The sequence below is a fragment of the Rubripirellula amarantea genome (assembly GCF_007859865.1).
In the GTDB taxonomy this organism is placed as follows: Bacteria; Planctomycetota; Planctomycetia; order Pirellulales; family Pirellulaceae; genus Rubripirellula; species Rubripirellula amarantea.
Genome location: NZ_SJPI01000003.1, coordinates 601512 through 627167, shown reverse-complemented (window position 1 = coordinate 627167; position 25656 = coordinate 601512). Strand labels below are relative to the sequence as shown.

The 25656-nt window shown below is 53.7% G+C and carries 19 protein-coding genes; 12 read left to right on the top strand and 7 right to left on the bottom strand.

What is annotated here, in order from left to right; all coding sequences use genetic code 11:
• Both Pla22_RS22375 and Pla22_RS22370 read right to left on the bottom strand, forming a co-directional pair.
• Positions 1 to 753 (bottom strand): (Fe-S)-binding protein, encoded by a 753-nt coding sequence (locus Pla22_RS22375; RefSeq protein ID WP_146517003.1) that lies wholly within the window; start codon positions 751 to 753, stop codon positions 1 to 3.
• 69 nt (positions 754 to 822) lie between these two features.
• Positions 823 to 1635, bottom strand: a complete 813-nt coding sequence (locus Pla22_RS22370) for a hypothetical protein (RefSeq protein ID WP_146517002.1) — start codon at positions 1633 to 1635, stop codon at positions 823 to 825.
• Positions 1636 to 1926: 291 nt separating this feature from the next.
• Here Pla22_RS22370 and Pla22_RS22365 point away from each other — a divergent pair, with 291 nt between their 5' ends.
• A complete protein-coding gene (locus tag Pla22_RS22365; RefSeq protein ID WP_146517001.1) occupies positions 1927 to 3963 on the top strand; it encodes a M13 family metallopeptidase in 2037 nt (678 codons plus the stop codon).
• A 99-nt stretch (positions 3964 to 4062) separates the two neighbouring features.
• Here the strand turns inward: Pla22_RS22365 and Pla22_RS22360 are convergent, their stop codons facing one another.
• The gene (locus Pla22_RS22360) at positions 4063 to 5646 is read right to left on the bottom strand and encodes a hypothetical protein (RefSeq protein WP_146517000.1); all 1584 of its coding nucleotides are present in this window, start codon (positions 5644 to 5646) and stop codon (positions 4063 to 4065) included.
• A 151-nt stretch (positions 5647 to 5797) separates the two neighbouring features.
• On the opposite strand from Pla22_RS22360, the gene Pla22_RS22355 reads away from it, so the two are divergent.
• The 8 genes from Pla22_RS22355 (at position 5798) to Pla22_RS22320 (ending at position 17244) form a co-directional block, all read left to right on the top strand.
• Positions 5798 to 6001, top strand: coding sequence for a hypothetical protein (locus Pla22_RS22355; protein WP_146516999.1), 204 nt, complete (start codon positions 5798 to 5800; stop codon positions 5999 to 6001).
• A 323-nt stretch (positions 6002 to 6324) separates the two neighbouring features.
• Positions 6325 to 8637, top strand: coding sequence for a DUF1592 domain-containing protein (locus tag Pla22_RS22350; protein ID WP_146516998.1), 2313 nt, complete (start codon positions 6325 to 6327; stop codon positions 8635 to 8637).
• A 272-nt stretch (positions 8638 to 8909) separates the two neighbouring features.
• Positions 8910 to 10961, top strand: a complete 2052-nt coding sequence (locus Pla22_RS22345; RefSeq protein WP_165440791.1) for a serine/threonine protein kinase — start codon at positions 8910 to 8912, stop codon at positions 10959 to 10961.
• The gene (locus Pla22_RS22340; protein ID WP_146516996.1) at positions 10958 to 13090 is read left to right on the top strand and encodes a hypothetical protein; all 2133 of its coding nucleotides are present in this window, start codon (positions 10958 to 10960) and stop codon (positions 13088 to 13090) included. The genes Pla22_RS22345 and Pla22_RS22340 overlap by 4 nt, the downstream gene beginning before the upstream one ends.
• A gap of 62 nt (positions 13091 to 13152) precedes the next feature.
• Positions 13153 to 15027, top strand: a complete 1875-nt coding sequence (locus Pla22_RS22335) for a hypothetical protein (RefSeq protein ID WP_242632262.1) — start codon at positions 13153 to 13155, stop codon at positions 15025 to 15027.
• Positions 15024 to 15848 (top strand): MotA/TolQ/ExbB proton channel family protein, encoded by an 825-nt coding sequence (locus Pla22_RS22330; protein WP_146516995.1) that lies wholly within the window; start codon positions 15024 to 15026, stop codon positions 15846 to 15848. Before Pla22_RS22335 ends, Pla22_RS22330 begins: the two co-directional genes overlap by 4 nt.
• A 15-nt stretch (positions 15849 to 15863) precedes the next feature.
• The gene (locus Pla22_RS22325; protein ID WP_146516994.1) at positions 15864 to 16763 is read left to right on the top strand and encodes a cysteine peptidase family C39 domain-containing protein; all 900 of its coding nucleotides are present in this window, start codon (positions 15864 to 15866) and stop codon (positions 16761 to 16763) included.
• 43 nt (positions 16764 to 16806) lie between these two features.
• Positions 16807 to 17244, top strand: coding sequence for a hypothetical protein (locus tag Pla22_RS22320; protein ID WP_146516993.1), 438 nt, complete (start codon positions 16807 to 16809; stop codon positions 17242 to 17244).
• 74 nt (positions 17245 to 17318) lie between these two features.
• Here Pla22_RS22320 and Pla22_RS22315 read toward each other — a convergent pair whose 3' ends face one another.
• The 4 genes from Pla22_RS22315 to Pla22_RS22300 all read right to left on the bottom strand — a co-directional run bounded on the left by Pla22_RS22315 (position 17319) and on the right by Pla22_RS22300 (position 21517).
• Entirely contained in the window at positions 17319 to 18830 is a 1512-nt protein-coding gene (locus Pla22_RS22315) for a Gfo/Idh/MocA family protein (protein ID WP_146516992.1), read from the bottom strand.
• Between the two features lie 84 nt (positions 18831 to 18914).
• A complete protein-coding gene (locus tag Pla22_RS22310; protein ID WP_146516991.1) occupies positions 18915 to 20018 on the bottom strand; it encodes a polyprenyl synthetase family protein in 1104 nt (367 codons plus the stop codon).
• Positions 20019 to 20168: 150 nt separating this feature from the next.
• Complete coding sequence (gene moaC / locus Pla22_RS22305; RefSeq protein ID WP_146516990.1) at positions 20169 to 20657, bottom strand: cyclic pyranopterin monophosphate synthase MoaC; 489 nt, start codon at positions 20655 to 20657, stop codon at positions 20169 to 20171.
• Positions 20658 to 20944: 287 nt separating this feature from the next.
• Positions 20945 to 21517, bottom strand: a complete 573-nt coding sequence (locus Pla22_RS22300) for a helix-turn-helix domain-containing protein (protein ID WP_146516989.1) — start codon at positions 21515 to 21517, stop codon at positions 20945 to 20947.
• 1298 nt (positions 21518 to 22815) lie between these two features.
• On the opposite strand from Pla22_RS22300, the gene floA reads away from it, so the two are divergent.
• The 3 genes from floA to Pla22_RS22285 are packed head-to-tail and all read left to right on the top strand — an operon-like array spanning position 22816 to position 25645.
• On the top strand, positions 22816 to 23892 hold the full coding sequence (gene floA / locus Pla22_RS22295) for a flotillin-like protein FloA (RefSeq protein WP_146516988.1): 1077 nt from the start codon (positions 22816 to 22818) through the stop codon (positions 23890 to 23892).
• Positions 23893 to 23894: 2 nt separating this feature from the next.
• On the top strand, positions 23895 to 24332 hold the full coding sequence (locus tag Pla22_RS22290; protein ID WP_146516987.1) for a hypothetical protein: 438 nt from the start codon (positions 23895 to 23897) through the stop codon (positions 24330 to 24332).
• 14 nt (positions 24333 to 24346) lie between these two features.
• A complete protein-coding gene (locus tag Pla22_RS22285; protein ID WP_146516986.1) occupies positions 24347 to 25645 on the top strand; it encodes a sensor histidine kinase in 1299 nt (432 codons plus the stop codon).
• Positions 25646 to 25656 lie beyond the last annotated feature (11 nt).

Here is a 25656-nt window from a genome sequence, read left to right as displayed (position 1 = left end):
CTAAGCGGGCAAAGGTCGACCAGCGAGGATTTGAGCGGCGTGCATGACCTTGATGGGATTATTCTCGCGACGAATCAGACCTTGCAGATGCATCAGGCAACTCATGTCACCCGATACCAACACTTCGCTGCCGGTTCTTACATGATCAGCCACCCGGTCACGTCCCATCGAAGCGGAAACCTCTGGTTCATTGACCGCAAAGGTGCCGCCGAAGCCACAACATTCGTCAGAGCGTTCGGGTTCGCAAAACTCAATGTCTTGAATTAACGATAGGAGGCTGCGAACCTTATCGACTCGTGGCGTCATGTTCTCGCTTGATGAGGCGAGCCGCAATTCACGGAGTCCGTGACAGCTTTGGTGTAGTGAAACGCGATGGGGGAATCGGACGTCAAGATGATCAAGCTTTAGTTCATCGTGAAGATATTCGCAAAGCTCGAATGTTCGCGATTTCACTTTTTGGTAGGCCGCATCGTCGGGTGCAAAGAATGCGTCGTAATGGTGCCGCACCATAGTGGTGCAGGACCCCGAGGGACACACGATGGTGTCGTAATCGGCAAAGATATCAACCATTTGCCTTGCCACGGGTGCCGTGTCACTAACGCAGCCTGTATTGGCCATGGGCTGACCGCAACAGGTTTGCGTGGATGGGAAAACGACGTCTTCACCGAGTCTCTCGAGTAACTCGAGAGTGGAAATTGCAACGTCGGGATAGAATTGATCGACGTAGCACGGAACGAACAGAGCAGTAGTCATGCGGGCATCAAAAGCGGAAAGATCACTGAGGCGGGCCTCCCACTATAGCTGATGTCCTCACCAAACGAATCACTCGGTTGAAGTGTTCGTCAACTCTTCTAGCAATTTGTTCACTTTTTCGTGGGTCGTCTCCTTCGCGGCCACCACTAGCGTGTCCCCAACCACGACAACCGAGCTCGGACCGCCCACGACATCCCAAGTATTGGGGTCGATCAATTGAATTGCTTTTACCACAGCTTCTTTGTCTGCTGCCAACGCCGAATCCAAGCGATGTAGTCGAATCGGCATGTCGTTTTCAGCGGCCTCAAGTGTTGTGATTTGCAACGTTTCATCGTTGATTACGTAGGTCAACGCTAAGTCCCGCAACAACAGCCGTAGGAAGCTTCGTAGTGACACCTTTTCCAGCGACAAAGTAACCGTGTCTTCTGAGGAGATTCCAATTTCGTCCAATGCACGATTGTCGATCACCATCGGAATTTTGTGCGCACGCGAAAGGATCGCGATTGCATCGCTTAACGGCTGTTCAATGAAGCTATGGGTTGTCTCGTCATCGAGCGCTGCACGAATGCGTTGCTCAACAATCTGAGTATTGACTGATTTCGCTATCGAATTTTGAACCGCTTCTTCCGTTGTCAACAACGGTGTTTGCTTTACTCGGTTGCGAGCCGATGGTTGTTGAAACGGATCCGCCTGCGGTGCCAATGGATCGGCACCATTTCCAAGTCTCGGGGGATTGTTGCCAAACGGGTCCGATGCCGGTGGAGCTTGGGGGGCGCCCGGAGGAATTGGACTTGGCGGATCAGCAATCGCCGATCCTGAATTTCCAAACGCAACCATCGCAGCCGCAAACACTGGTAAACAGAACGCTCTCATGACCATCATCAGGAACCTTTTCGCACGAAGAGGAGAATAGAGGGTGTCGGAAGCTGCCAAAACATCTCGGTTGTCGGGACGGCGGTTTGGCGACGCGACGCTCTTTCATCCTATCGGGACGCCAACGGGAAAGCAAAAATAATGGCCCTTGATTTGGACGATGCAAGCGTGGCGTCTGCTCAGGAGCGAAAGGTCGTTCGGTGAGAGTTTTTCGATCACGCTGGACGAAACTTTGACAACACGGGTATCCTTTTGGCTACTTGATCCACCTTCGATCGTTCCTTCGCACAGGGTTCCCACGTGATTCGCTTACTGTTTGCATTGAGTTTGTCTCTGTCTGCTGGTTTATTCTCGGTTGCAGACCAACCTGACAAGATCGCCGAGCCCCCAAAGGTCTCTGGAATCGACCAGTCTTTGTTCAGCCCCACCGTTGAACCAGGTGACAATTTCTACACGTATGCCAACGAAGTTTGGCTCAATAAGACTGAGATTCCCGGTGACAAGTCCAACTATGGCATCTTTACTTTGCTGGACGATCAAACGCGCGAGCAGGTGCGAACACTGATCGAGAAAGCTGCTGCCGAAGGAGGCGAAAAAGGTTCAGCGACTCAGAAGGTCGGCGATCTTTACAATTCGGTCTTGAATCTCGAAGCACGCAATCAAGCGGGCATCAAACCAATCAAGCCGATGTTGGAGATGATTGACAACGCTGAGCCCGAGGACTTGGTGCGCGTTGCTGGCAAGCTTTCCAAGCGTGGTGTCAATCCAGCCTTCGGGATGTATGTCAATGTGGATGCGAAGGATAGCGACAGCTATGCCGTTTACCTCACCCAAGGTGGGCTAACCCTGCCCGACCGAGATTATTATCTCGAGGATGATGAACGCTACGTCACGCTTCGCGATCAATTAAAAACCTACATCTCCGACATGATGACCATCATCGGTGTTGATAATGCTGAATCAGCGGCGGCACAAGTTCTTGAAGTTGAGAAAACGCTCGCTGAGTATCAGTGGACGAAGACTGAGAATCGGGATCCTGTCAAAACCTACAACAAGAAAACCGCTGAAGAAATGCGGGCGTTGATGACGGTATTCGATTGGCAAGGCTACGCCGAAGGCGCCGATATGGGCAGCGTTGAGTCGTTCGTCGTTCGCCAACCTAGTTATTTCGAGATGATCGGACAGTTGTCCCGTAACATCGACAGTGATGCCGCTAAGAACTACATGCGGTTCCGCGTGATCGACACCTACGCAGACAGTCTGAGTGAGGAAATCGAACAGCGTCATTTCGCGTTCCATCAAACAGCCGTCAGCGGCGTTACCGAACAAGAGCCAATGTGGAAACGTGCCGTTTCAACAACCGGCAGCGTGCTGGGCGAATTAGTGGGCCAGATCTACGTCGAAGAACACTTCACGCCGGAAGCGAAAGAGGCGATGAACGAATTGGTCGAGAACTTGAAGAAGGCGTTCGCCGCTCGAATTGAGACGCGAGATTGGATGGGTGAAGGAACGAAGAAGCAGGCGCTTGAAAAGTTGTCGATGTTCACCACCAAGATCGGCTATCCCGATGAGTGGAAGGACTATAGCAAGCTGCAGATCGATTCACTCGTGCTAGCTGAGAACTTGATTGCTTATGGCGAGTTCGAACATGCTCGAGAATTAGCAAAGCTCGGTGGACCTATCGATCGCAGCGAATGGCATATGACACCGCAAACGATCAACGCGTACTACAACCCCGTGATGAACGAGATTGTTTTTCCGGCCGCGATCTTACAGCCTCCGTTTTTTAACCTCAAAGCTGATGATGCCGTCAACTATGGTGCCATCGGGGCGGTGATTGGTCACGAGTTAAGCCACGGGTTCGACGACAAGGGTAGCAAGTACGATGGCAAAGGTAATCTTCGTATGTGGTGGACTGAAACCGATCGCGAAGAATTCGAACGACGGGCCAAAGACTTGGTCGGCCAGTACAGCGAGTTCGAGCCCGTCAAAGGCAATTACGTCAATGGCGAGCTCACGTTGGGTGAAAACATCGGCGATCTTGGTGGGCTTAGTGTTGCCTACGAGGCCTACCGGTTATCGCTCAATGGTCAGGAGGCACCTGTCATTGACGGTCTCACGGGTGATCAGCGATTCTTTTTGGGATGGTCGCAAATTTGGCGTCGACTGTATCGCGAGCCGGAACTGCTCAAGCGATTGGTAACCGATCCACACAGCCCCAGCGAGTTTCGCGTCAATGGAATCGTTCGCAATATGGACGCGTGGTACAAGGCGTTCGACGTCAAACCTGATGACGACTTGTACTTGGCCCCCGAAAAGCGTGTTCGGATCTGGTAAGTAGGGTTCGGCTTGGTCACCTATCGTTTTCGTGACAAGCGATTCGAGGTTATTGAACGTCGTGGCGAAGATTGACTCTGTCGCAATCCGCCACGCCTTTCAATCGGTGTAGCGAATGCGAAGTTCTCGGTTCACCGAGTCGACCGAAATCAGCTTTCCCCAGTAAAGTTTGCTACCCATTTCGTCCAGGCTGCCATCGTGGACCAAGAGCACGATCGCTTCGTCGCCAAAGGATCGTACTGAAATCGCGTCGGGACGAAACTCTTGGCGAAAGTCCTCTTCGATGATGGCAAGCTCGGATGCGGGCGGTGCGTCCAAAATTCTAACCACGGTGATGGACTTATCACGGTGTCGGCGACGAAAGGCCTGCTCGGCAGTCGATGCGGCCGTGTCCTGCGAAGCTTCCTTAGTGGAGATGCCCTCGCTTTCAGGGCTCGATTTCATCGAATTGGCGTAGCGCTCGGCTCGTTTTCGAGCCTCGAGTTCGTCGACTGAGATTCCTTCGTGTCTGGCTTCCTCCCGTCGCATGGCATCACGTTTCTCGGTGGCCTCGTCAAGCATCGCCATTTCGGTGGGCGATCGTCGGATCCGCCGATCTGTCTCTGCTTTCGCCTCGTTTTCCTGGCGGATTCTGTCTTCATTGAAACGCCCTTGAAACCCGCCAGCGGTCTCATCGGTTTCTTGGCTGGGATTCGTTGCGTCAGTCGATTCGATATTCGCCGCTAACTGTCCGAACGACGGCTGGGTTTCATACTTCAAAGCGAGTTGGTATAGCTTTTCGTCGCTGCCACCAAGAAACTCTTCGCTATCCTTCGTGAAGTTTTGGTAGGCCAGCGCCTCGTCGAGCGCACCGAACTGGTCTTCGAGCAACCGAAAGCGAGCGGCCTGTTTCACATGGTAAGTCGCAAGGATCGGCGCGTAGGAGGAACTTGGCCTGATAGTGGTCCCACCCATGTCCTGTCGTTCATATTGCGAACGCAGCGTGGCAACTTGTCGTTCGGCTTTACTGAACGTGTCGCTGAGTGACTGATATTCGCGGTCATCGGCTACGTCGTAAAGCTTCGACCATAGCTGTCGATACACCATCAAGATTTGGTATTCGATTTCCTCAGCGGGCGTCTCGGGGCGCGGAACCGGTTTCCAAGCCGTGTTGGTAACAGCAGCGAAGTCCGCGATTGCGAAGGCCAACCGATTGAGTTGACTTCGGATTTCCCCGTTGGCGATCATTCGTCGACTTTCCACTGCCGAAACATTGCGTTCTAGTGCACTGGCGCTCTGTTGTTGAGCGTTCTTCTTTGCCCAGGTTTCAAGCTCGATCGCCTCGGCCTGCGTCAGTGTTGGCAATGAGGCCGCGCGGCGTGCAAGGTCGCGGAAATCAGATGTGACTGTCGCGAGTTCTTGCATCTCAACGTCGCGAGATTGCGAATCATGAATCCGACCCACGCTGGCGGTTGCTTTCTGCATTGACTTCGACGCGCTAGTGATTACCGATTTGTGCGAGTCGAGACTTGGCAGGCTTTGCAGCAGTGATGCCATCTCGATTCGGTCTTTAAACGCGAAATACAAACCACCAGCCATCAGCATGGCTAGACCCACACTGGCGGCAATGACGATGTGCTTGAGAGATTGGTCTTTGGCGACCGGACGTTTGCGGTGATATGGCGAAAGGTGCGAGTCTGCCAATCTGGGGTCGCCCCCACCGAAGTGGGCTTGGCCCGAATGCACCGAAGATGACGACGCGGTTGCAGGAGGCGAAGTTCGAGGGGATTCAGGGAGGTGTTGGGGGCGACGAGTCGGCGGGGGAGCCGAAACGATCAGCGGCGCAGGTAGTTGAGTGAAGTTATCCTGTGCGGGCGCTGACGTTATCTTTCCGTCGGCTGATAGCGTGATCACTCGAGAGCATTTAGGGCAAGCGATTTGCGATGGTCCCGTGGGCCGCTGCACCAGCATCGGAAGACTGCATTTAGGACACTTTAGCTCAATCGTATCGTTCACGTGGTGGGCCCTTGTGGTGGGCGTGACTTCACGCGGAGTGTGAATTCGACGGCCGCCTCACTGATTTCTTCGAGTACTTCAATTCTTCGCAGCCGTTTTTCTTAAACCAAAAACCGTTGCTTGGTTAATCTTCTATTGTACTCTGCCCCGATCGAGTTAGCTCGTGGGGGTTTCAGGTTCGCGTCAGTTTAAACTAGAGGTTAGACTTCGGTGCACGATGGAAGCCTGGGAAAGAAATGTGAACCTGGGAAAGATTCAAATCTTGGCGGTCACGCCACTGGATTTGCCATGCTCTTGATTGGATTTCTGATTGTGTCCCGCCGAGATCCCCTTCAATCGCCCTTCCGTCGGAACATAAATCCCACCATGCAGTTGTCGTTTGATTTTCTCTTTAGGCCAACGCACCGTTATTTCTTGTGGGTATGCGTATGCTTCTTTGCCTGGGCCACAAACGCCAATGCCGATAACGCCTCGCGTGAAGCCGGTTATCGCGATGTATTGTCGCCGTTATTAAAGACTTATTGCATCGATTGCCACGAATCGGGCAGCGATATCTCGCTCGAAGATCACGCCTCGGCCGGAGACTTGTTGAAGGATCGCAACTTGTGGGTTCGCGCGTTGGCGCAAGTGCAATTGGGCTCCATGCCGCCTGAAGATGGCGAAATGATGGATGCGGCTACTCGTGAGTCGATGATCAAGTGGCTCGACGAGCTTGCTAACGCTGTTGATTGCGTTCGAAATCCGAACGCGGGAAAGGTTGCGTTGCGCCGACTCAACCGAGCTGAGTACCAAAACACGGTACGTGATTTGACGGGAGTGAATTACAAACCCGCCAGTAACTTCCCTGGCGATGACGTTGGCTACGGTTTTGACAACATCGGTGATGTGCTTTCGCTACCACCATTGCTAATTGAAAAGTATCTCGACGCTGCCGAGTACATTTCCGGCAAAGCGATTTACACTCCCCCACCAGGCGAGATTTACGAGATCGACAAAGTTCCCAGTGACTTGATCGGTGGAGAAAAATATACGTACCGTAACGGCTCGCTGAACATGGGCAGCAACGGAACGGTGGCGATGCAGACGGACTTGCCCTTTGGCGGGATCTACACATTAACGTTAACCGCCAGTGGTGACCAAGGTGGTTCCGATCCATGTCGTATGAAAGTCCAAGTCGGACGCAAGGAAAAGATCATCGATGTCCCGAACAAGGAACCCAAGGATTACGAAGTTCGGATGCGATTGGCGAAAGGAACTAAGAAGTTTGAAATTAGTTTCGTGAACGACTACTACAAGGATGGACAGGATCGAAACCTTCGCGTCCATCATTTGCATTTGCGTGGGGACGAGGTCACATCGTCCTTAGTGTCACCCAAGCAGTTGCCCGCGAGTCACAGGAAGCTAATCTTCGTGACCCCCGGATCGCAGCGAAGTGATGACCAGGCGACTGCCTCGGTTGTAAGTCGCCTCGCCAGTCGGGCGTTTCGCCGACCTGCTAATCGCGACGAAGTGAATCGTTTGGTGAAGCTGGCTGCGGACGTTCGCGCCGATGGTGGTAGCTATGAGGAAGGAATCCAGGTGGCACTGCAAGCCATTCTTGTTTCACCGCATTTCTTATTCAAAGTTGAAGCTCCGCGCGGCCCCGATTCCAGCGGCAAGATGCCGCCGATTTCGCAATACGAACTCGCTACCCGCATTTCGTATTTCTTGTGGAGCAGCATGCCCGACGACGAGCTTCTACTGCTTGCTCATCGGGGTGAACTGCGAGACCGAAAGAAATTGCTCAGCAAGGTTGCTCGGATGATTCGTGATCCACGCGCTAATCGATTTGTCGAAAATTTTGCAGGTCAATGGCTTCAGTTGCGTAACCTCGACTCCGTTAACCCAGACACTCGGATGTACCGAATGTTTGATGATGAGATTCGAGATCTAATGCGGCGAGAGACTTTGACATTCTTTGCCGGAGTGATGCGAGAGAACTTACCCGTCACAACTTTGTTGGATGCTGATTTCACATATCTCAATGAACAGCTCGCTCGCTACTACGGCATATCGGGCGTTACCGGTGACAACTTTCGAAAGGTCTCGCTAGCTGGTACCCCGCGAGGTGGATTGTTGACGCACGCGAGTGTCTTGACCGTCACAAGCAACCCGACGCGCACGAGCCCGGTCAAACGAGGAAAGTGGATTCTCGACAACCTACTGGGCACACCACCGCCACCCGCGCCGCCGAATATTCCTGAATTGGAAAAGAGCAAGCTGGTAGGGACCCTTCGCGAGCGAATGGAACAACACCGAGACAATCCAGCCTGTGCAGCGTGCCACAACATGATGGATCCGCTGGGGTTTGCAATGGAGAATTTTGATGCCGTGGGAGCTTGGCGAACGCGAGAAGGACGAGATGAAATCGACGCGTCTGGGAAGATGCCCGACGGAACTGAATTCTCCGGCGTTGAGGACCTGCGCAAGTTATTGTCGACGACGCGGCGAGATCAGTTTGTTCGCTGTTTGACTGACAAGATGATGATTTACGCGATTGGTCGCGGGACGGAATATTACGATAAATGTGCGGTCGATAAGATCATGGCTGACGTGCGTGCCAAGGATTATCGCTTCGCCTACCTGATCGTGGGAATCATCGAAAGCGATCCTTTCCAAAAACAAGGATTTCGAGAATAGGAGCGTGAAACGCCGGACTACAACCGGCGGCGATTTTGGATGATAATTGACGGATGCCCGCCACATCCAAAACTTTGTCCGAAAACTCGACAACCCCGAAGGTGAAATCGAGGGATGGTTTCGGGCAGTCTTCTTCACCCGAACGGGCATCTAATCGACAAGCCCAACGATTCTATCGCGGCCGGTTTGCGATTTTCAGAACGCTTGCAGAACGTTGGCATGCAGCCGCGGGCTTAGTCCGACGTCGTTGGTTTGGGTTGATCGCCGCGCTGGTGTTAGTTTCAACGCTTCTGACTTTGTGGATCGGTTTGATCGCTCGCAATTCGATGCGAGAGGTTACCCGAGAGTCGATGCAGACCATTTTGCTCGCCAATGTTTCATCGCTCGAAATGTGGTTGAGTGAACAGCGAGCCATTGCCCGTCGCGCAGCTGAGCCTGAGTCAATTCAATCGGCGGCTGCGGCATTGCTTTCGAAGTCAACGTCAACGAAGCAGCAAGAATCCGTCGCGCTTCCAAACAGTGCTGCGTTGAACACGCTGGTCAGCGAGCTGCGAAACGATGCACACATTGGATGGTGCGTCGTAACGCTTGATGGCGTTGTGGTGGCATCGAGCGTGGAAGGATTGGTCCTAGAGCGGCTGCCGATTCCGGAGACAATCACGCGTCGCATCATTGGATTGGAAACAGCAATCTGTCATCCCTTTGCTTCGCCCATCGCTATGCAAGATTCAGGTCCGCTTTCGATTCCCGGCGGACCGGTAATGGCCTCATTGGCTCCCATCAAAAACGGAGCGATAGCCGTGGGCAGCTTGATGTTTCTGCTCGATCCCCTCGAGCGATTCACCCAGTTGCTTTCCGTTGCCCGTCATGGGCAATCGGGGGAAACCTATGCATTCGATTCCGATGGCGTCATGTTGTCCCGAAGTCGATTTGAAGACCAACTACGTGACGCGGGGAAATTACCCAGCGATCAGCGAGTGGTTAGCACCTTGAATGTGTTGATCTATGACCCTACTGACGAAGTGACCGTTCGAAACAAGACTTCGTCCACTCGCAATCAGCCAAGGCTGACGTTTATGGCGGATCAGGCCACTCGCGGTGGGACTGGTGACAATGTGGTCGGCTACAACGACTACCGCGGCGTTGCAGTCGTGGGGGCGTGGACGTGGTTACCCGAGTACGAGCTTGGTGTCGCGACCGAGTTGGATGTCGATGAAGCTTATCGAGCTCTTGGATTGTTGCGACGTTCGATGCTTGGCCTGTTAGCTTTGTTTGGCACCGCAGTCCTTGGCATTGTTGTCTTGGGTGAAACGACCTACCACATGCATCGCAAAGTCGACCTGTTTCGGGAATCTTCTCGTGGGCTGGGGAAGTACGCGATGGGCGAACTGCTCGGTCGCGGGGGAATGGGGTCGGTTTACAAAGGCACTCATCAATTGCTGCAGCGACCTGTCGCGATCAAGGTGCTCGCCAAGGACGAGCTAGACGAACTTGACGAGTTATCCGCTTCCCGATTTCAGCGCGAAGTTCAATTGACAGCTTCTTTGCAGCATCCCAACACCATTGATATCTATGACTTTGGCCTGACGGATGATGGAGTGTTCTTTTACGTGATGGAATATGTCGATGGGCTGACTCTACAAGAACTAGTTGATTGCTATGGGGCACAGCCGCCCGGACGTGTGATTCATCTGCTGATCCAGATTTGCGGATCCTTAGCTGAGGCTCATCAAAAGGATATGATTCATCGCGACATCAAACCCGCCAATCTTTTATTGAGCTCGTTTGCGGGAGTCAGCGAGATCATAAAGGTCGTCGATTTTGGGTTGGTAAAGAAAGTTTCGACCGTTTCGTGCGACGATACGCTCACACGCACCGATTCGATCACCGGAACGCCCATGTATATGTCACCCGAGGCGGTTCGGGATGCGGCTCTGACGACGCCGCAAAGCGACCTGTATTCTGTGGGGGCGGTAGGATATGTGCTGCTGACGGGGCAACCACTCTTTGACGCTGCGGGATCGGTCGACATTTGCATGAAGCAGCTCAATGAGAACCCCATTCGTCCTATTGAGCGACTTGGCAGGCCTTTGCCCGAGGATCTGCAAAATGTGATCATGAGCTGCTTACGAAAAAACGCTGGCGAACGACCGCGAACCGCCGAAGACCTAGCATTGGCACTGCGATCATGCAACGATGCCAACACCTGGGACGAATTCGAATCTGCTCGTTGGTGGGAAGACGTCTTACGGTCCTCCAACGCGGACGCATCGTCCTGCGGAAAAACCAATGACGGCAAGCACGACTTTGTGACGGAAACATGAGCATTTTTGGAACTGCGAAACGAGGATCGAAAACGTACATTGACTGGTCGTCTCTGTTGTCGTTGTTGGAAGACGATGACCAGCGTGCTGCGGTCGAACGCGTTTATCCCAACGAAGGTCGCGAAAGTTTCTTGTCAGCGCTGCGTCGATTTGATGCTCGCGATAGCACGACCACGTTGGCTGCGGAGGTGCTTTCGGCGGGGCGTCAATTTCATACCGCCGAACAACTGGTTGATTGGCCGACCGTAGCGGTCGCGGGAATGCTTAACAGCGGTAAGACTTCGTTGGTGGCAACCTTCCTAAGTGAGCAGGGCCGCGCTAGGACCTTGCGAGGAAGCAGCAACCGCGAAGGCACACATCGTTTTGTCTTGTGGTTGCCATCGCAATGGGAAAGTGACGCCGAGTTGTGGGGGCTGCTAATGCAGCGGATTGGCGATTCAATTGGCGAGACGCCTGAAATGCTGAGTCTTGATCCTGCGGTTGCCCATCAACAGTACAACAATCACGACGGGAATGCCGAACTGCTTTCCGTACCTCTGGTAGCAACGGACGATCGGCTCAATCAGATTGGCTTAGGTTTGCTCGATTGTCCGGACATTGTTTCCGACGAAGCCTTTGGTTTGGGGTCACCGCAAGACCGACGAGCTGTTCTCAGTCGCGCAGCAACGTTGTGCTCGGCATTCTTAGTGGTAACGTCGGCGGAATCGTCTCGCGATGCGGCACTGGGCGACTTGCTTCGCATTGCCTCGGACTTGATGCCGGGAATCCCTCGCATGTTGGCAGTCAACAAAATACGACCCCGGCAAACGCCCGATCAAGTATTCGAAACGTTTGATCCGCTCGCCAGAACTCACGGAATTGAAACGATCTATGCGGCGTACGATTTCGAGATCCCATCGAGTCGTCCGTTCATACCCGCACCGGATGACGTGGTTGCGCGGGCCCTCGATCCCGAATCGGATTCTTTGCCGGTGTTCTTTTCTCTTCGCGCAGCGACCGAGGAAAACCCACCCGCAGCGATCGAGAGTAGCCGCATGCTACAGGCGATGCCTGCTCGATTGGACCGCGGTGTTCTCTTCGAGACGTTTCGCTATTCGTTGGAAGAAAATCTTTATCGCGTGGTTTGGGAAGACGCCTACCGAGAGCTCGAGAAAGATGCCGCTCGATCGGAGAAGCAAACCTTCGAAGGACAACGTTGTTTGCTGAACGCAGCTTTGGATTTCTTTGCTCATCGTGGTCTCGGTTCCGAAATCACAGAATTGCGACTGCACCAAAGCGAACGAATTATCCGTCAATTGACTGAATCGTTTGCGATCACAGCGCCGTGGTATGCGCGATGGGGTGTGCGGTTGAACGCCAAAATGAGAAATTTCTTCGGGGGAGCGGGCAACCTGTTGCGCAGCCTAACGCCGACTGCGATTGCGGAAAGAACCGCCGGTGACATCAAAGATAAGTTCAAGCGAGGAGAATACGGCGGGTTGTTGACACCCCAGAAACTGACTCTGGCGATTGACCGTCATGGCGGTGCGACCAAGTTGCCGCATTGGCCGGATCTTTCGAGTCCTTCAGTTACCGCAGAGTCAAAAGAAATGTGGAATGATGCCGCTGAGGCAGCGATTTTGCGATTTGAACGAGACGACTTTACTTCTTTGGATCCGCGAAGATTGGACGAGGCAGTGCGTCAAATGTGGGAGGAAGTCCCGCGTGGCAAGAAGCTGCTCGTTGGATTGACCCCGCTCGGTGCATTGTTGGCGGCTTTCGGTGGTGTGTTGACTTTGCCGGTCGACTTCGGAAGCACATTGATTGCTTCAGCGTCCATGTCCGAACTGTTCATTGCCGGTGGTTTAACAACCTTTGCCACGATGTGGGCGGGCAAGCAAAACACCCGAAACGTCGAACAACAAGCTGCGCGTCAACAAGTTGCCGATTTTCAGGCCGTGCTATGCGATACCTTTGGTGTCGCTCGAGTCGAAGTTCCCGAGACAATAAAGGTGGGCGGTGTGAGCGTGAAATTGCCGATTCCCAAGATCGCTGCACGCGCATCCAATCACGCCACGTTGCCATTGCACCGCATGCGTGATGACTTCCGCAAGTCGTTACGGGATCACTTTCCTAACCAAAAACGTTAGACTTTGTGCTCCCATGCGTGCCCTCGCTCACGACAGATAACTCCTCTTTCACGACAGACACCTTGACTGACACGCACGAGTATTCAACGGAAAGCCGACCCCGAATGAGTGGCGGTGACGATTTCTTGGCGGTGCCCGGATACGAATTTTTGCAGCGCGTTCGGCGTTCGGCAAAGTCTGTGCTTGGCGAAAGTGCTGCTGGTCGTGAAGTGCTTGAACTTTGTGACGAGCATGCCGAAGCAAGGCGTATGATTTGTGACGATCGCAGTCGTGGTTTGACCGTTGTTGCCGTCGTGGGTGCGACCGGACAGGGTAAGTCGTGGATCGTTCGACAATTGGTTCGAGGTTCGGCCGCAGCCAAGAGTGTTCGCAGTGGCAACAATTTGGACGAAGCCACCGAAAAGCTTCTTTGGATTGGGCCGTTTCCGCCTGCGGATTTGGATTCTCGACTAGAGCAATTCGTTCATTGCCCCACCTCCGAAATGCAATCCATTGGGATGCCGTACCTGTTGGTCGACGCGCCTGGTTCGACCGACGATCGACGGGCTATTGCTGCTGCGGCGGGGCGAGCCTTGTCGTTGGCTTCGATCTTGTTGTTGGTGGTTCGGCGAGACCAATTGCGAAGTCGAACGATCGCCATGACGACCGAGGCCAGCGAAGGCACGATTGTCATTCCAGTAGTCAACGCGGTTCGTAAGGACGAGACACTTGTTGCGGATATGGATGCTTTCGTCGGACGCATGCGTTCGGTGGCACCCACTAGCAAGATCGCGACACCGATTGTGATCGAAGATTTCGACGTGCAAAACAACACGGAAGATGAAGTAGGCCGAGTTGCAGCCGAAACAATTAGTTCACGGATTGAATCGGAATTGGCTCAGTCTTGGGAAGGCGATCGTAGGCGAGGGACTCGCTTGGCTGCACTCGACGCCCGCTTTCGATGCGCGTTGCATTCAGTCCTCAGCGATCACTTGCCCGAATTGACCGGTGCCGTCATGCGACTCAATCGCGAGGCTCTTGCGTTGCCGGGCGAAGTGGCAGGGTCACTGGTGGGCAATAGCGGGACGTTGCGAGCGGCAATCAGATCAAGATTACGTTTGTCGCTTCTGACCGATACGGCGGCATTTTGGTTTCCGTATCGAAGTTTGCTAGGACTGCTGAATCTTACGCACGGCGCATGGGATCGTGTTTTGATGTCTCTATCGGGATCGTTGCCGTCGCTGGTTAGCACCGTGTGGACGACGACAAAGAACTTAACGTCCGACCGGGATGCGAACGCGGATGTGCGAGATGGTTTGCGAAAAAGAAGCGCCGCCGCGGTTGCTGATCGGTTAGGGCCGCTCGCGATGAACTTTCGTCGCGAGTTGGCGCACCTCAGGCACGAGAAAGAGTCTTCCGTTCCTTCGATGGTGGAAGATGGCACACGCGGCCAATTGGCGTACTTGTCAGGAATCGATACGCTGCAGGAACGTTCGCAACAAATCTTTGAAGAAGAGGTTGATAAGGTTTCGGCGTCTCGAGGACTCGGTTTCCTGTTCGGATTGATTGGCACAATCATTTTTTGGTTGCTGATGTCCGGCCCCGTCATCGCGTTGTATCGCGGCTATTTTGACGCCAGTTTCGATACCCTTTCCCACTTTTCGGGAAACTTGTCAGCGTTTCCCAAACCTGACTTTGCGATGATGTTGACCAGTTTGATTTTGTCGGTCTTGCCTACCGCAATCTTTTCAATGTTTGTGCTTTCGTTCGTCCAGAGCCGCAGACGTGTCATTCGAGCCGAGTCTGGAATACGTGATCGCCATAGCGAGACGATCGTGAAGCTGCAAAGCGATGGTGTGTTGCGGTTGCAGTGGGACGAACCATTGTTGGCCGACGCCGAGTTTTTGCTTTCGGTGGGAGCGGTTGACCAGGAAGATGATCGCGAGGAAGTTTCATGATGTGTTTGAGGATCGCTTTGGTGTGGGCACAGAATGGCGTCGTACTCGACGAGGACCAAGGAACGGGGTGGGTCGACGTCATTTTCAGCGGTGGAATTTTTGGCCTGCTGATTTTGATCGTTTTATTTGCGCTTAGTGTTTCGGCTGCTTACTTAGCATTTGATCAAGTTATGTCGTTAAGGCGACGAGAGATTGTTCCCGATGGTGTATCGGATGCTGTGCGACAGGCGCTCTTGACCGGCCGCTTGCCCGAAGCCGACGCCGCGTGCCGCCGAGAGCCGAGTGTACTTAGCGTTGTGTTGTTGTCGGGTTTGTCGGAACTTGACTTGGGATGGAACGAGGTCGAAAAGGCTGTCGAAGATTCTTTGGCGGCTCAAGCAGCAAGGCTAATGCGGCGAATTGAGTATTTATCTGTGATTGGCAACATCGCACCGATGGTGGGATTGTTGGGCACCGTTACCGGGATGATCTTTGCCTTTCAGCAGGTTGCGACGACGCGCGGAGCGGCCGGTGCAGGCGACTTGGCTGAAGGAATTTACCAAGCACTCGTAACGACAGTGGGTGGATTGATCGTTGCGATTCCGTCACTGGCAATCTACGCGGTGTGTCGCAATCGAGTCGACGCTTTGATTGCTGACGTGGCTTACCAGTCTCAACATGCTCTTGCTCCCATTAAGCGGCGACCGACATCACGAACTCGAACGCCAGCGGCTACGGCGGCCAAGCCGGTGACGAAAGCGGCTCCCATAAGTTCGCAGCCGCCGGTCGTCCAGCAACCTCCTTCCGTGCCGCCGCGTGGAACCGGCGATGCTTCCGGTTAGCGGCTACGGTGCATCATGAGCGACCTTTGGATTGCAATTGGCACGATGGGAACATTGGGGGTGCTAGTTGCCATTGCTATGGCAATGTGGCTTCGACCGCCAAGCGAGTTCGCAGATCTAGGTTCTCAGCCATCAGTGCCTTCGCATTGGTCGTCATGGATTGCTTCCATCGCTGCACTGTCATCGCTTGCACTGATCTTCTTCAGTAAAGATCGAATCTTTTGGGCAAATTGGATTCCCTCATCAGCCGCGATCGTTTGGTCCAACCTTACCGTGATCGCGTTGGCGGTCGCAGCGGGGGCTGCGTACCGACTTCCACGTCGCCCGAAATGGAGACAAGTGTTCGGAGCGGTCAGTTTGTTGTTCTTGATGGTTGCTACGTTGTTCCAACCCATTCTTCAACCGCTCTTTCGTCCCGTCTACGGAGGAAACCAATGGGCCGACGGCGGAGTGTGCATTCAATCTCATGATCGAACGTGCAGCGCAGCGGCGGGAGCAACATTGTTGCGAGCGTCCGGAGTGGAAGTGTCGGAAGCTCAAATGGTGCAATGGTGTCTGACGGATGCAAGAGGCACACCCTCGCTGGGCTTGTGGCGAGGGTTGGTCAAAGCGACTGCGGGTCAAAACACCAGGCCAATGGTGATAAAGGCTACGGCAATCGAATTGATCGAGAGCGGACCCTATCCCTGCATTGTTGTCGTCGGGTTACCTCGATTCGGTGCCGATCCGAAATACGTTCGTCGATACGGATGGGCTCCGGGCTTTCGTCACTCTGTCGTCTTGTTTGGAATCAAGCCAGATGGGATGGTAGACATTGGTGATCCAGCAATCGGTCGTGAGGCGTGGAGCCAGGAAGACCTGCGAGTGCTTTATCGAGACGAAGCGATCGTGTTGGCACCAAGATCGCCGACTTAACCCCATCAACCTTTTAGCACTTGAGCATTGGCAGGATACATTTATGTTTTGGATCGACGTTATTTCGCGAGTCGTACACGTGGGGACCGCGATCACCTTAGTCGGCGGCAGCGTGTTTACGCTTTTGGCGTTGATGCCCGCTGCGAAGCAAATCAGTGACGCCGAGCACCAAACGCTTGCCACCGCGTTGATGGGGCGTTGGAAGCGATTCGTGCACGGCGGAGTGCTGTTGTTTCTCGTCAGCGGTTTCTACAACTATTTCCGAGCGATTCCCAATCACAAAGGCGATGGTTTGTATCACGCTTTAGTGGGAACCAAGATGCTGATGGCGTTTGTTGTTTTCTTTCTTGCAGCGGCGATGGTCGGACGCAGCGAGAAGTTGGCATTCATTCGCAACAGTCGTCCCAAATACTTGACAATGCTAGTTGTGCTTGCCACCGCGATTGTGATGATCTCGGGGTTTGTCAAGATTCGCGGTTAAAAAAAATCCCGCAATCGGAAATCGTTCCGATTGCGGGTTTCAAGTTTGAAAGCGAAGGTTTACGTGCGACCAGCCTAGACGTTTTCGGCGTCGGGAACTTCAAAGCCGGCGCGGTACTCTCGAGTGAGCCAATGGTTGGCTTCCTCGTTGTTCGTGTATCGCTCGGTTTCGGGATCAAACTTCAACAGAGGGCCCAGCGACAAAGGTGTCGCTTCCAAATCGACATGGTTGGATCGAAGGTGGGCAACTGTTTGCTCAAGCGTTCTTGCATCGTTGTCGAGACTCTTGATGCTTGAAACCGCCTTTTCAATTTCGTCCACCGAAGCCTTGTTGTCTTCACCGAGGTAGAAGGATGTATTGCCCAAGTGAGCAACGGCTGCCGACAAGTGGCCCGTCATGGCGTCCGCGTTAAGCATTGACTCGTCGCGAGCTTGAACGGCATCAAGGAAGTTGGCGAAGTGCTTGTCACCGACGTCACGGCTCTTGAACTCTTTCACCATCTTCATGTCAGGATCAAAGACACGGCACTGATCGTATTGCGTTTGTGCAACGTAACCTTCCGAACCGTAGAAGATAACGCCGATTTTGTTGCCGCCGCCCTTGCCGAACATCGCGTCGACCTCTGGGCCAGCCGATTCGGTCACATCAAGACCACGAGTTTCGAAGACCATGCACTTATCACCATAGTCGTAGATCGAGACTTGAGTGTTAGCGGTGTCGCCAGCGTCGACGTAGTTAGGGTCTTTGCGTTCGGCTTGATATCCCAACCGTCCCGCGTAGCTGAGGATTGCTTCGGGGTGCCGATTGAGTCCGAGTCCCCATCGAGCAATATCGGTTTGGTGAGGCCCTTGGTTGCCCGAGTCACCATTGCCGTAGTGACGTTGCCAGTGCCAATCGTAGTGAAAGTTCTGGCGAGTCAGCTTGGGTTCGGTGAACGTCGCCGGCCCGCTCCACAAATCGAAATCAACACCTTCGGGAATGGCGTAGTTGCCCAACGCTCCAATTGACTTGCGACGTTTGTAGCAAAGACCGCGTGCAAAATTTACTTCGCCAACGCCGCCTTCGGCGATGTACTTGGCCGCTTCAACGCAGGCATCGCTTGAACGACATTGAGTTCCCGTTTGAAAGATCCGACCATACTTTTTGGCCGCTGCCACAAGCGCCCGACCTTCGTGGATGTTGTGACTAATCGGCTTTTCGATGTAAACATCTTTGCCAGCTTGCATCGCCCAGATGCCGATTAAGGCGTGCCAATGGTTGGGTGTCGCACACGAGAGCAAGTCAAAACCGCCAACATCGATCGCCTTACGCACGTCTGCGTAAACGGCTGGACGCGTTCCTTGAAGTTCAGCGATTTGGTCAGCACGTTTCTCGGCAACACCGGGATCGATATCCACAATTGCCGTGATATTAGTGCGAGGGTCTTTGTTGAATCCGCGGATGTGTTCTCCACCGCGACCATTGAGACCGACGATGCATACGCCGAGTTGTTCGTTGGGAGATTGCGACCAAGCTGGTTTCAGTGAAGTCGTGGCAGCGGTTGCGGCAACGAGGGTGCCAAATTGACGACGATTAAGGGAATTCATGGGCGGGCTGTGGGAAGGAGGGAATTCAATAGGTTCGATTCCCATTATGTCCTTCCAGCAGGCATACTGCCAGCGCCGTCTCGCCTAAAATCGCCGCTCTACTGAGAAGTCTGCGATCGCGAGCAAGGATTCTTTCGCTGCGCTATCGGGAATTTTGGCCAATGCGTCTACCGCCACCTGACGAAATCTCTGAGCGGTAGCCTCGGTGTATGCTCGTGCATCACACGCATCAAGAAACGGCAGAATCGCTTCAACGCGTTTATCGCTGGGGCCCTTTAGGATTTCTAAAGCACGCGCGTGAGTCTTCGGGTCAGCAACGCTCAACAGTCGAATGATAGGCAGCGTGATCTTGCCCTGTTCGATATCGGTGCCAAGTGTCTTGCCAACCGTTTCGTCGCTACCCCAAAGGTCAAGGAAATCATCCGCGATTTGAAAGGCGATTCCCAAAGCATTGCCAAATGTCCCCATCGCTTCGACCTCATCATCGGTGCCGCCCGCCGTGCGTGCGCCGAGCTCGCAAGATACGCGGCACAGTTCAGCCGTTTTTCCTCGCAAGATGTCGAAGTAGGTTTCTTCGTCGATGTCGAGTGCATCGCGTTGAAGCACTTGCCTCATTTCACCTTCACAGACCAAACGAGCGGCTTCGCCGACCCACTGACATGCTTCGAGCGAAGTAAGTTTGGCGGCGAGGCAGAACGCTTGCGAGAAGAGGTAATCGCCCAGCAGGATGCTGGTGTGATTACTCCACTTTGCATTCACGGTCGAAACGTGTCGTCGTACTTCGGCTTCATCCAGGACATCGTCGTGGATAAGCGTCGCCGTATGAACCATCTCGATGATTGACCCCAAGGTCACATGCATATCCGTGGTTTCGCCCACGCACTTGCCCGAGAGCATCACTAGAGCGGGGCGTATTCGCTTTCCGCCGAGCTGGGTTCCGTGGCGAAGTAATTGACCAATGGCCTCGTAGGGGCTCTGCAGTTCGCTATTGAGTTGTTGTTCAACGGCGACCAGTTCCCCGAGAATGGGACCATACAATTTAGCGAGCAAAGCCTCGGCTACCTTGTCCTTCGTGCGGGGGCCAGACAGCCGTTCTCGGTTTCCCCGTGCGTTCGATTCGTCGATGGAGCCGGTCTGGTGCGCCGCACTGGGGCGAGACGTATCACCGGCCACTGAGGTCAAATCCATCTGAGGAGGTTCCTTCGGTGCAGGAAATCGAGGGGAATATCGTGTGACTAAAACACTGCATGTTGCGGGCAGTGTACTGAATACTGCGGGCAGTGTACTGAGTTCACTCCCTAGGCAACAGAACCGAATACGTTCGAGCCCGACAACCAACTAAAGAGAGCCAGACCGAGAAAATTCCCCTGATTTGCCACCCGACTTTTGTTCCAGCCGAATCGGGCCGATTTCCACGGCTCGGTCGACCGACTTGATCATGTCGTAGACGGTCAATAGTCCGACCGAAACAGCCGTCATGGCCTCCATTTCCACCCCTGTCTTAGCCGAGGTCGTCACTTTGACCTGACAGACCAGGCGGGCGGAGCTGTCTTGCGGTCCGTCGACCCACTGAAAATCAACCGCAACCGCTTCGATCGCAATGGCGTGACAAAGCGGAATCAAGTGGCTCGTCCACTTGCTGGCCGAAATGGCGGCCAAACGAGCTACCCCGAGCACATCGCCCTTTCGGTTCTCGCCGGCCATCATCGAGCTTTTAGTTGACGGTGACATCGAGATCTCGCCCGAAGCAACTGCCGTGCGGGAAGTGACCGCTTTGGTGGAGACATCCACCATGTGAGCTTGGCCATCAGAATCGAAGTGGGACATAGTTACTTGTCGGAGGGTTACCGGGAATACGGACGCGTGAGCCGGTCAGCATGAACTAGCCAGTATACCGGCTGACACCTCATACCGGCTGAAACCGCGATCCCTCGAATACGACTCATCTGCGAACACCCTAACCCGAAGTCCGCCAACCTTCGTTAGCCAACGAAAAAAGGCGTCTTCTGTCTGCGGGGACAGAAGACGCCAGTCGACGAGGCTTTTAGGATCTCGCTAGCCCGCTTTGATTGAATCCTTTCAATCGCTTTGGGCGAGTTTTTACCACTGGTCGTTTAGACCAGCTCTTTCTTTGCACCGACAAGCGTTCGGAGTCGTTCAGCCAACAAGTGGGCGTCGAACGGCTTCTTGAACGTTTCGTTGATGCTGCTTCGGTCGAAGCTCATTGGTTGCCCGTCATCAGGTAGCAGAGCAATCAAAATAATGTCAGTGAAGTCGATGTTCTTGCGCAGATTCTGACAAATCTGAACTGCCTCGATCTTACCGATCGAGAAGTCGACGATGATGCAATCGGGATTGAAGGACTCGGCTTGGATGCCGGCTTCAAAGCCGCTTGCTGCAACCGCAACCTTGAACGATTTCTCAGGTGGCAATTCACGCTTGAGATTCTCAATCAAGATTTGGTCTTGGGCGACGATCAGGCACTTTGCCATCGCTTCGTCTTCCAAGTCTCCAAGGGGCATACCATGCTCCTTGAGGAATTTGATTAAGTATTCTCGTGGAATACGCCGGTCCTGGGATCCAGGAATGCGGTAGCCTTTCAAACGCCCCGAATCGAACCATTTTGACACGGTTCTTGGGGCCACTTTACAGATCTTGGCGACCTGTCCAGTTGTGAAGACCTTCATACTAGGTTCTCCATAACGCCTCGTTAATGTTCCCTCGAGAGATGGTGCGTCGGTAACCATCACTCTGTCGGCTTTTCGTTCACTTGGGTTCTTTCCGAACAATCGGTCCTGATCGACTGCTTTCGTGGGTCCTGCGGTGGGTCGCTGGTCACGAATCCTTGGATTAAACTTCGGTGTTGGGTCAAAGCCAGCCGGTTTGCATCTTGCGACACTTGCCTAGCGGGATCCTCGCGGTTTTGTTTAATAAGTCATCCGCTAACGCGACAAAGCGTCATCGGTTGGGGCAGAAGCTGCGAAGTGTCTTGGCGATTGAGGCCCAGCGTTCCAGCCAATCAACATCAATGGACGCGCAACGAATCGTTGCGTGTCCAATCATGTTGTCGTATGGACCGCTCGGCGATGATCGCCAAGTCGCTGACGGCAAAGAGGGACGAGAGAAGACAACTGCCTTTTCCCAAACCTCTTCATCGTTTGCATCCCAGAATCCCCCCTGGGTTGGACTCCGAACTTCGCAGAATCCGCTTCCCGAATCATCTCCCGAAGGAGCTGATCTGACAAACGTTTGCTGTTTGGTTCTTTGTCCGAGAGTATGTTTCGAGAAAAATGGGGGTAACTCTTTAGTGTGTTTGATTGCGAATAGCCACTATCAGCGGTTTTGTCGTGCAAACGAGAATCACCGGCACACGCATCCATTGATGTCTTAGATGCACATGATCTGCATTTCCCCGCAAATCCTTCATATTTAGACGCGCCGCAGAACCGCAACATTCCCCTGGCCGACGAAGCAAAGGCTGAAAACTTTTTTTCTCTGGCTTACGCAAAGTCCATGGTTGGGTTGTCCAGAAGGCACGGATGGGTGTCATCGCGACGATTCAGGAGCGTAAAAATGACAGATTTTTGAGGCATCATCTCAAGTTTGCTTCGTCGCTCTGGACATGAATTTGCGCTGGACCGACGCGACAATCCTTCCGCATGCTTGACACCACTAATTGGGGGCACGAAATTACGGGTGCTGAAACACGAGAAGCTGGTCGAGCCTCCGTTTCACGAAGGCAGTCCGTCCAGCGGTAGGACAAACACGAAGATGGTTGAAGGTACTTGTCTAGGCTTTGCCGCCAAGTGCTTCATGACTCTGCCATCAAGTGGTTCAATGTTCTACCGCCGATGCGAAACGCATCCACGTGTTCGATCACAAGTAGACCGACGTTCCAGTTGGACCTTAGACTAAGTCAGATCATTGCGAAGACTTACTTAGCAATCGAAGCTACGCCATTCCCTCCTCTCCCGCGACTGACCTCATGCTGCCAATGTCCCATCTGCTTGCTCAGAAGCCACTCGAGACGTCCGCAATTGCTGGCTTGGTTCTGGCGGTATTCGTCTTCGGCGTGTTGCTGATCTTCTTCTTTGTCTTTGCTCGCTACTTTGGACTTTGGATTCAATCGAAGCTCACGCAAGCGGATATTGGACTTTGGAGTCTCGTCGGCATGACCTTTCGGAAGGTCAACACTCGCACGATCGTGCGGAGCAAAATCATGGCCACCCAAGCGGGTCTGTCGGACCCCGAGCTGACGAGCGAAGCTCTTGAAGCTCACTACCTAGCCGGTGGAAACGTGCCGCAGGTGATCCGAGCTTTAATCGCCGCGAAAAAAGCAAAAACGATCATGCTAAGTTTCCGAGAAGCCGCAGCGATCGACTTGGCCGGACGCGACGTCTTGGAGGCGGTCAAAACGAGTGTCTATCCTAAAGTGATTGATTGCCCACCGCGCGGCGCTGCCAAGCCTTCCCTTGATGCCGTTGCAAAGGACGGCATTCAATTAAAGGTTAAGGCTCGTGTGACTGTGCGGGCAAACCTGCAGCAGTTGATCGGTGGTGCTACCGAAGAAACAATCATCGCTCGAGTGGGGGAAGGAATCGTCAGTGCTATCGGTTCCGCCGAAAACCATAAAGCTGTGCTCGAAAACCCAGATGTGATCAGTAAAGCTGTGCTCGCCAAACGGCTCGATTCGCAAACTGCTTTCGAAATCGTTTCCATTGACATCGCTGATATTGACGTCGGTGCGAACATCGGGGCACGTTTGCAAGCGGACCAAGCCGAGGCTGATACTCAAGTCGCTCGCGCCCGTGCGGAAGGTAAGCGTGCTGCCGCTGTTGCTGAAGAACAAGAGAACCAAGCGAAGATTCAAGAAAGCAAGGCGTCAGTTGTGCTCGCCCAAGCCGACGTGCCACGTGCTATGGCAGAAGCGTTCCGAAGTGGGAAACTGCACATCCTTGACTATTACAAGCTGCAGAACGTTAGTGCCGATACTGAAATGCGGAAGTCTCTCGCTCTGACCGCTTCAGAGCAAAAGAACCCGCAAGACTCGGATAAGAACTAATCATGGCTGGTGATCTCGAAGACTTTCTCCGCCGCGCCGCTCAGCAGCGTCAAGCTAAAGCCGCCCAACAGCGTCAGGCTCAACAAGCGCCTCCGCCTCGGTTGAAGCCTCAGTATTCGAACAGTCGCACCGAGCGAACCGTACGGTCCTCGGTCGAGCCCGAAGAGATCTTGGTCGCGGAGGTCATCGAAGATGAAAATTCGATCTCCGCCCGACGACGACGAGTTGAACAGGCTAAACAGCGTGCCAAAGAGGCCGAGCAAGAACTAGCGAGACGAAATCAGAAATCTTCTCGTGGCTCGTCATCTCAATCCGACCGATCGGTTGCTTCCACAGGGGATCCGATTGCCGACCTGCTCGCGAATCTTCGGCGTCCTGGAGGCGTGCAACAGGCGATCCTGCTTCGTGAAATTCTTGATCGTCCCGAACATCGTTGGTAGCGGCTAGGTTTGAAGTGCTGTTTGCATTCCTGAGCGAACTCGCGTTTGCGAGCGAGGTGACCGCTCTGGGTTGGATCCTGGCGGCGATTGTCACCCTCGTATCAACGATCGTCTTCTGGTCGATGCGCAAGCACATCCGTGCGACTGACTTGCGCCATGCTCAAGAAATTAACAGCGCTCGTGAAACCAACGATCATTGGCAACTCCGCCTAACCAAGATTCAACAAGAAGCGTTTGAAGCCACGTCGGCGCTTCAGCGGATGCGAGAAGGCGTAATCTTGCTTTTGCAAAACGGCGACGTCTTGCTGATCAATCCAGCGGCTCGCCATTTATTGGATCTTGATCCAGCAGGGTCGTTCCACGGGCGTCCCATCGCCGAGATCGTTCGAATTCCAGATTTCAACCAAGCCATTTTGGCTGCGGCGGCCGGTGATGTACCGCAAAACATAAGCATTGAAATCAGCTATTCGGCTGCCGACCAAACAACGCCGGTGCACGTGCGACCGCTTTCGATGCACGTTGATTCGTTTACCGCGGGTACCGAAACAAAGTTGCTGGTCTCGCTGCGCGACGAGTCGAAATCCAAACGTGTTGATGAGATGAGACGCGAGTTTGTCGCCAACATTTCTCACGAGATTAAAACGCCTCTGGCTGCGATCAAGGGCTACGCCGAAACGGTTCAGTTGGCGATTAGCGATGATCCCGACGCTGCGATTCACTTCATGCGCCAGATTAACCATGAATGTGTGCGTCTCGAACAACTGATTGCCGACATGATGCAACTCGCTAGGGCTCAAGAAGGACCCAGCAACCTGCATCTGACAAGTGTTCGTCTAAGCAATGTCGTTGCGCAATCCCTGGCGTCTTATCGACCCGTCGCTTCGGCCAAAGAGATCACGCTGATCGCCAACAACGATTTCGATGGAAGTGTGGAAGCCGATCCCGAGGCAACGCTGACGATCGTGAACAATCTGATTGGAAACGCAATCCGATACACTCCGGCGGGCGGCACAGTCAATGTTGGCTGTCGCGATGCGGGGGACAAAGTGGCTCTCTTTGTGAGCGATACCGGAATCGGAATTTCCGAAGTTGACCAGCAGCGGATCTTCGACCGCTTCTATCGCGTCGCGACCAACCGGCAAAACCGGAGTGGAAAACGTGCTCCGTCTCTTATCAATACCGACGGTGGCACCGGGATTGGCTTGTCGATCGTGAAGAACTTGACCCAGGCGATGGGAGGCGAGGTGAAAGTGTCTAGTCGTCCCAATGAAGGCTCTCGCTTTGAAGTCCTGCTCCCGCGATCTTCAAACTAACTCGCCATTTT

Excerpts from the sequence above, each read along its gene's own strand:
- Pla22_RS22375 (WP_146517003.1), bottom strand. The coding sequence starts at position 753 with ATGACTACTGCTCTGTTCGTTCCGTGCTACGTCGATCAATTCTATCCC.
- Pla22_RS22370 (WP_146517002.1), bottom strand. The coding sequence starts at position 1,635 with ATGATGGTCATGAGAGCGTTCTGTTTACCAGTGTTTGCGGCTGCGATG.
- Pla22_RS22350 (WP_146516998.1), top strand. The coding sequence starts at position 6,325 with ATGCAGTTGTCGTTTGATTTTCTCTTTAGGCCAACGCACCGTTATTTC.
- Pla22_RS22340 (WP_146516996.1), top strand. The coding sequence starts at position 10,958 with ATGAGCATTTTTGGAACTGCGAAACGAGGATCGAAAACGTACATTGAC.
- Pla22_RS22330 (WP_146516995.1), top strand. The coding sequence starts at position 15,024 with ATGATGTGTTTGAGGATCGCTTTGGTGTGGGCACAGAATGGCGTCGTA.
- Pla22_RS22325 (WP_146516994.1), top strand. The coding sequence starts at position 15,864 with ATGAGCGACCTTTGGATTGCAATTGGCACGATGGGAACATTGGGGGTG.
- Pla22_RS22320 (WP_146516993.1), top strand. The coding sequence starts at position 16,807 with ATGTTTTGGATCGACGTTATTTCGCGAGTCGTACACGTGGGGACCGCG.
- Pla22_RS22315 (WP_146516992.1), bottom strand. The coding sequence starts at position 18,830 with ATGAATTCCCTTAATCGTCGTCAATTTGGCACCCTCGTTGCCGCAACC.
- Pla22_RS22310 (WP_146516991.1), bottom strand. The coding sequence starts at position 20,018 with ATGGATTTGACCTCAGTGGCCGGTGATACGTCTCGCCCCAGTGCGGCG.
- moaC (WP_146516990.1), bottom strand. The coding sequence starts at position 20,657 with ATGTCCCACTTCGATTCTGATGGCCAAGCTCACATGGTGGATGTCTCC.
- Pla22_RS22300 (WP_146516989.1), bottom strand. The coding sequence starts at position 21,517 with ATGAAGGTCTTCACAACTGGACAGGTCGCCAAGATCTGTAAAGTGGCC.
- floA (WP_146516988.1), top strand. The coding sequence starts at position 22,816 with ATGCTGCCAATGTCCCATCTGCTTGCTCAGAAGCCACTCGAGACGTCC.
- Pla22_RS22290 (WP_146516987.1), top strand. The coding sequence starts at position 23,895 with ATGGCTGGTGATCTCGAAGACTTTCTCCGCCGCGCCGCTCAGCAGCGT.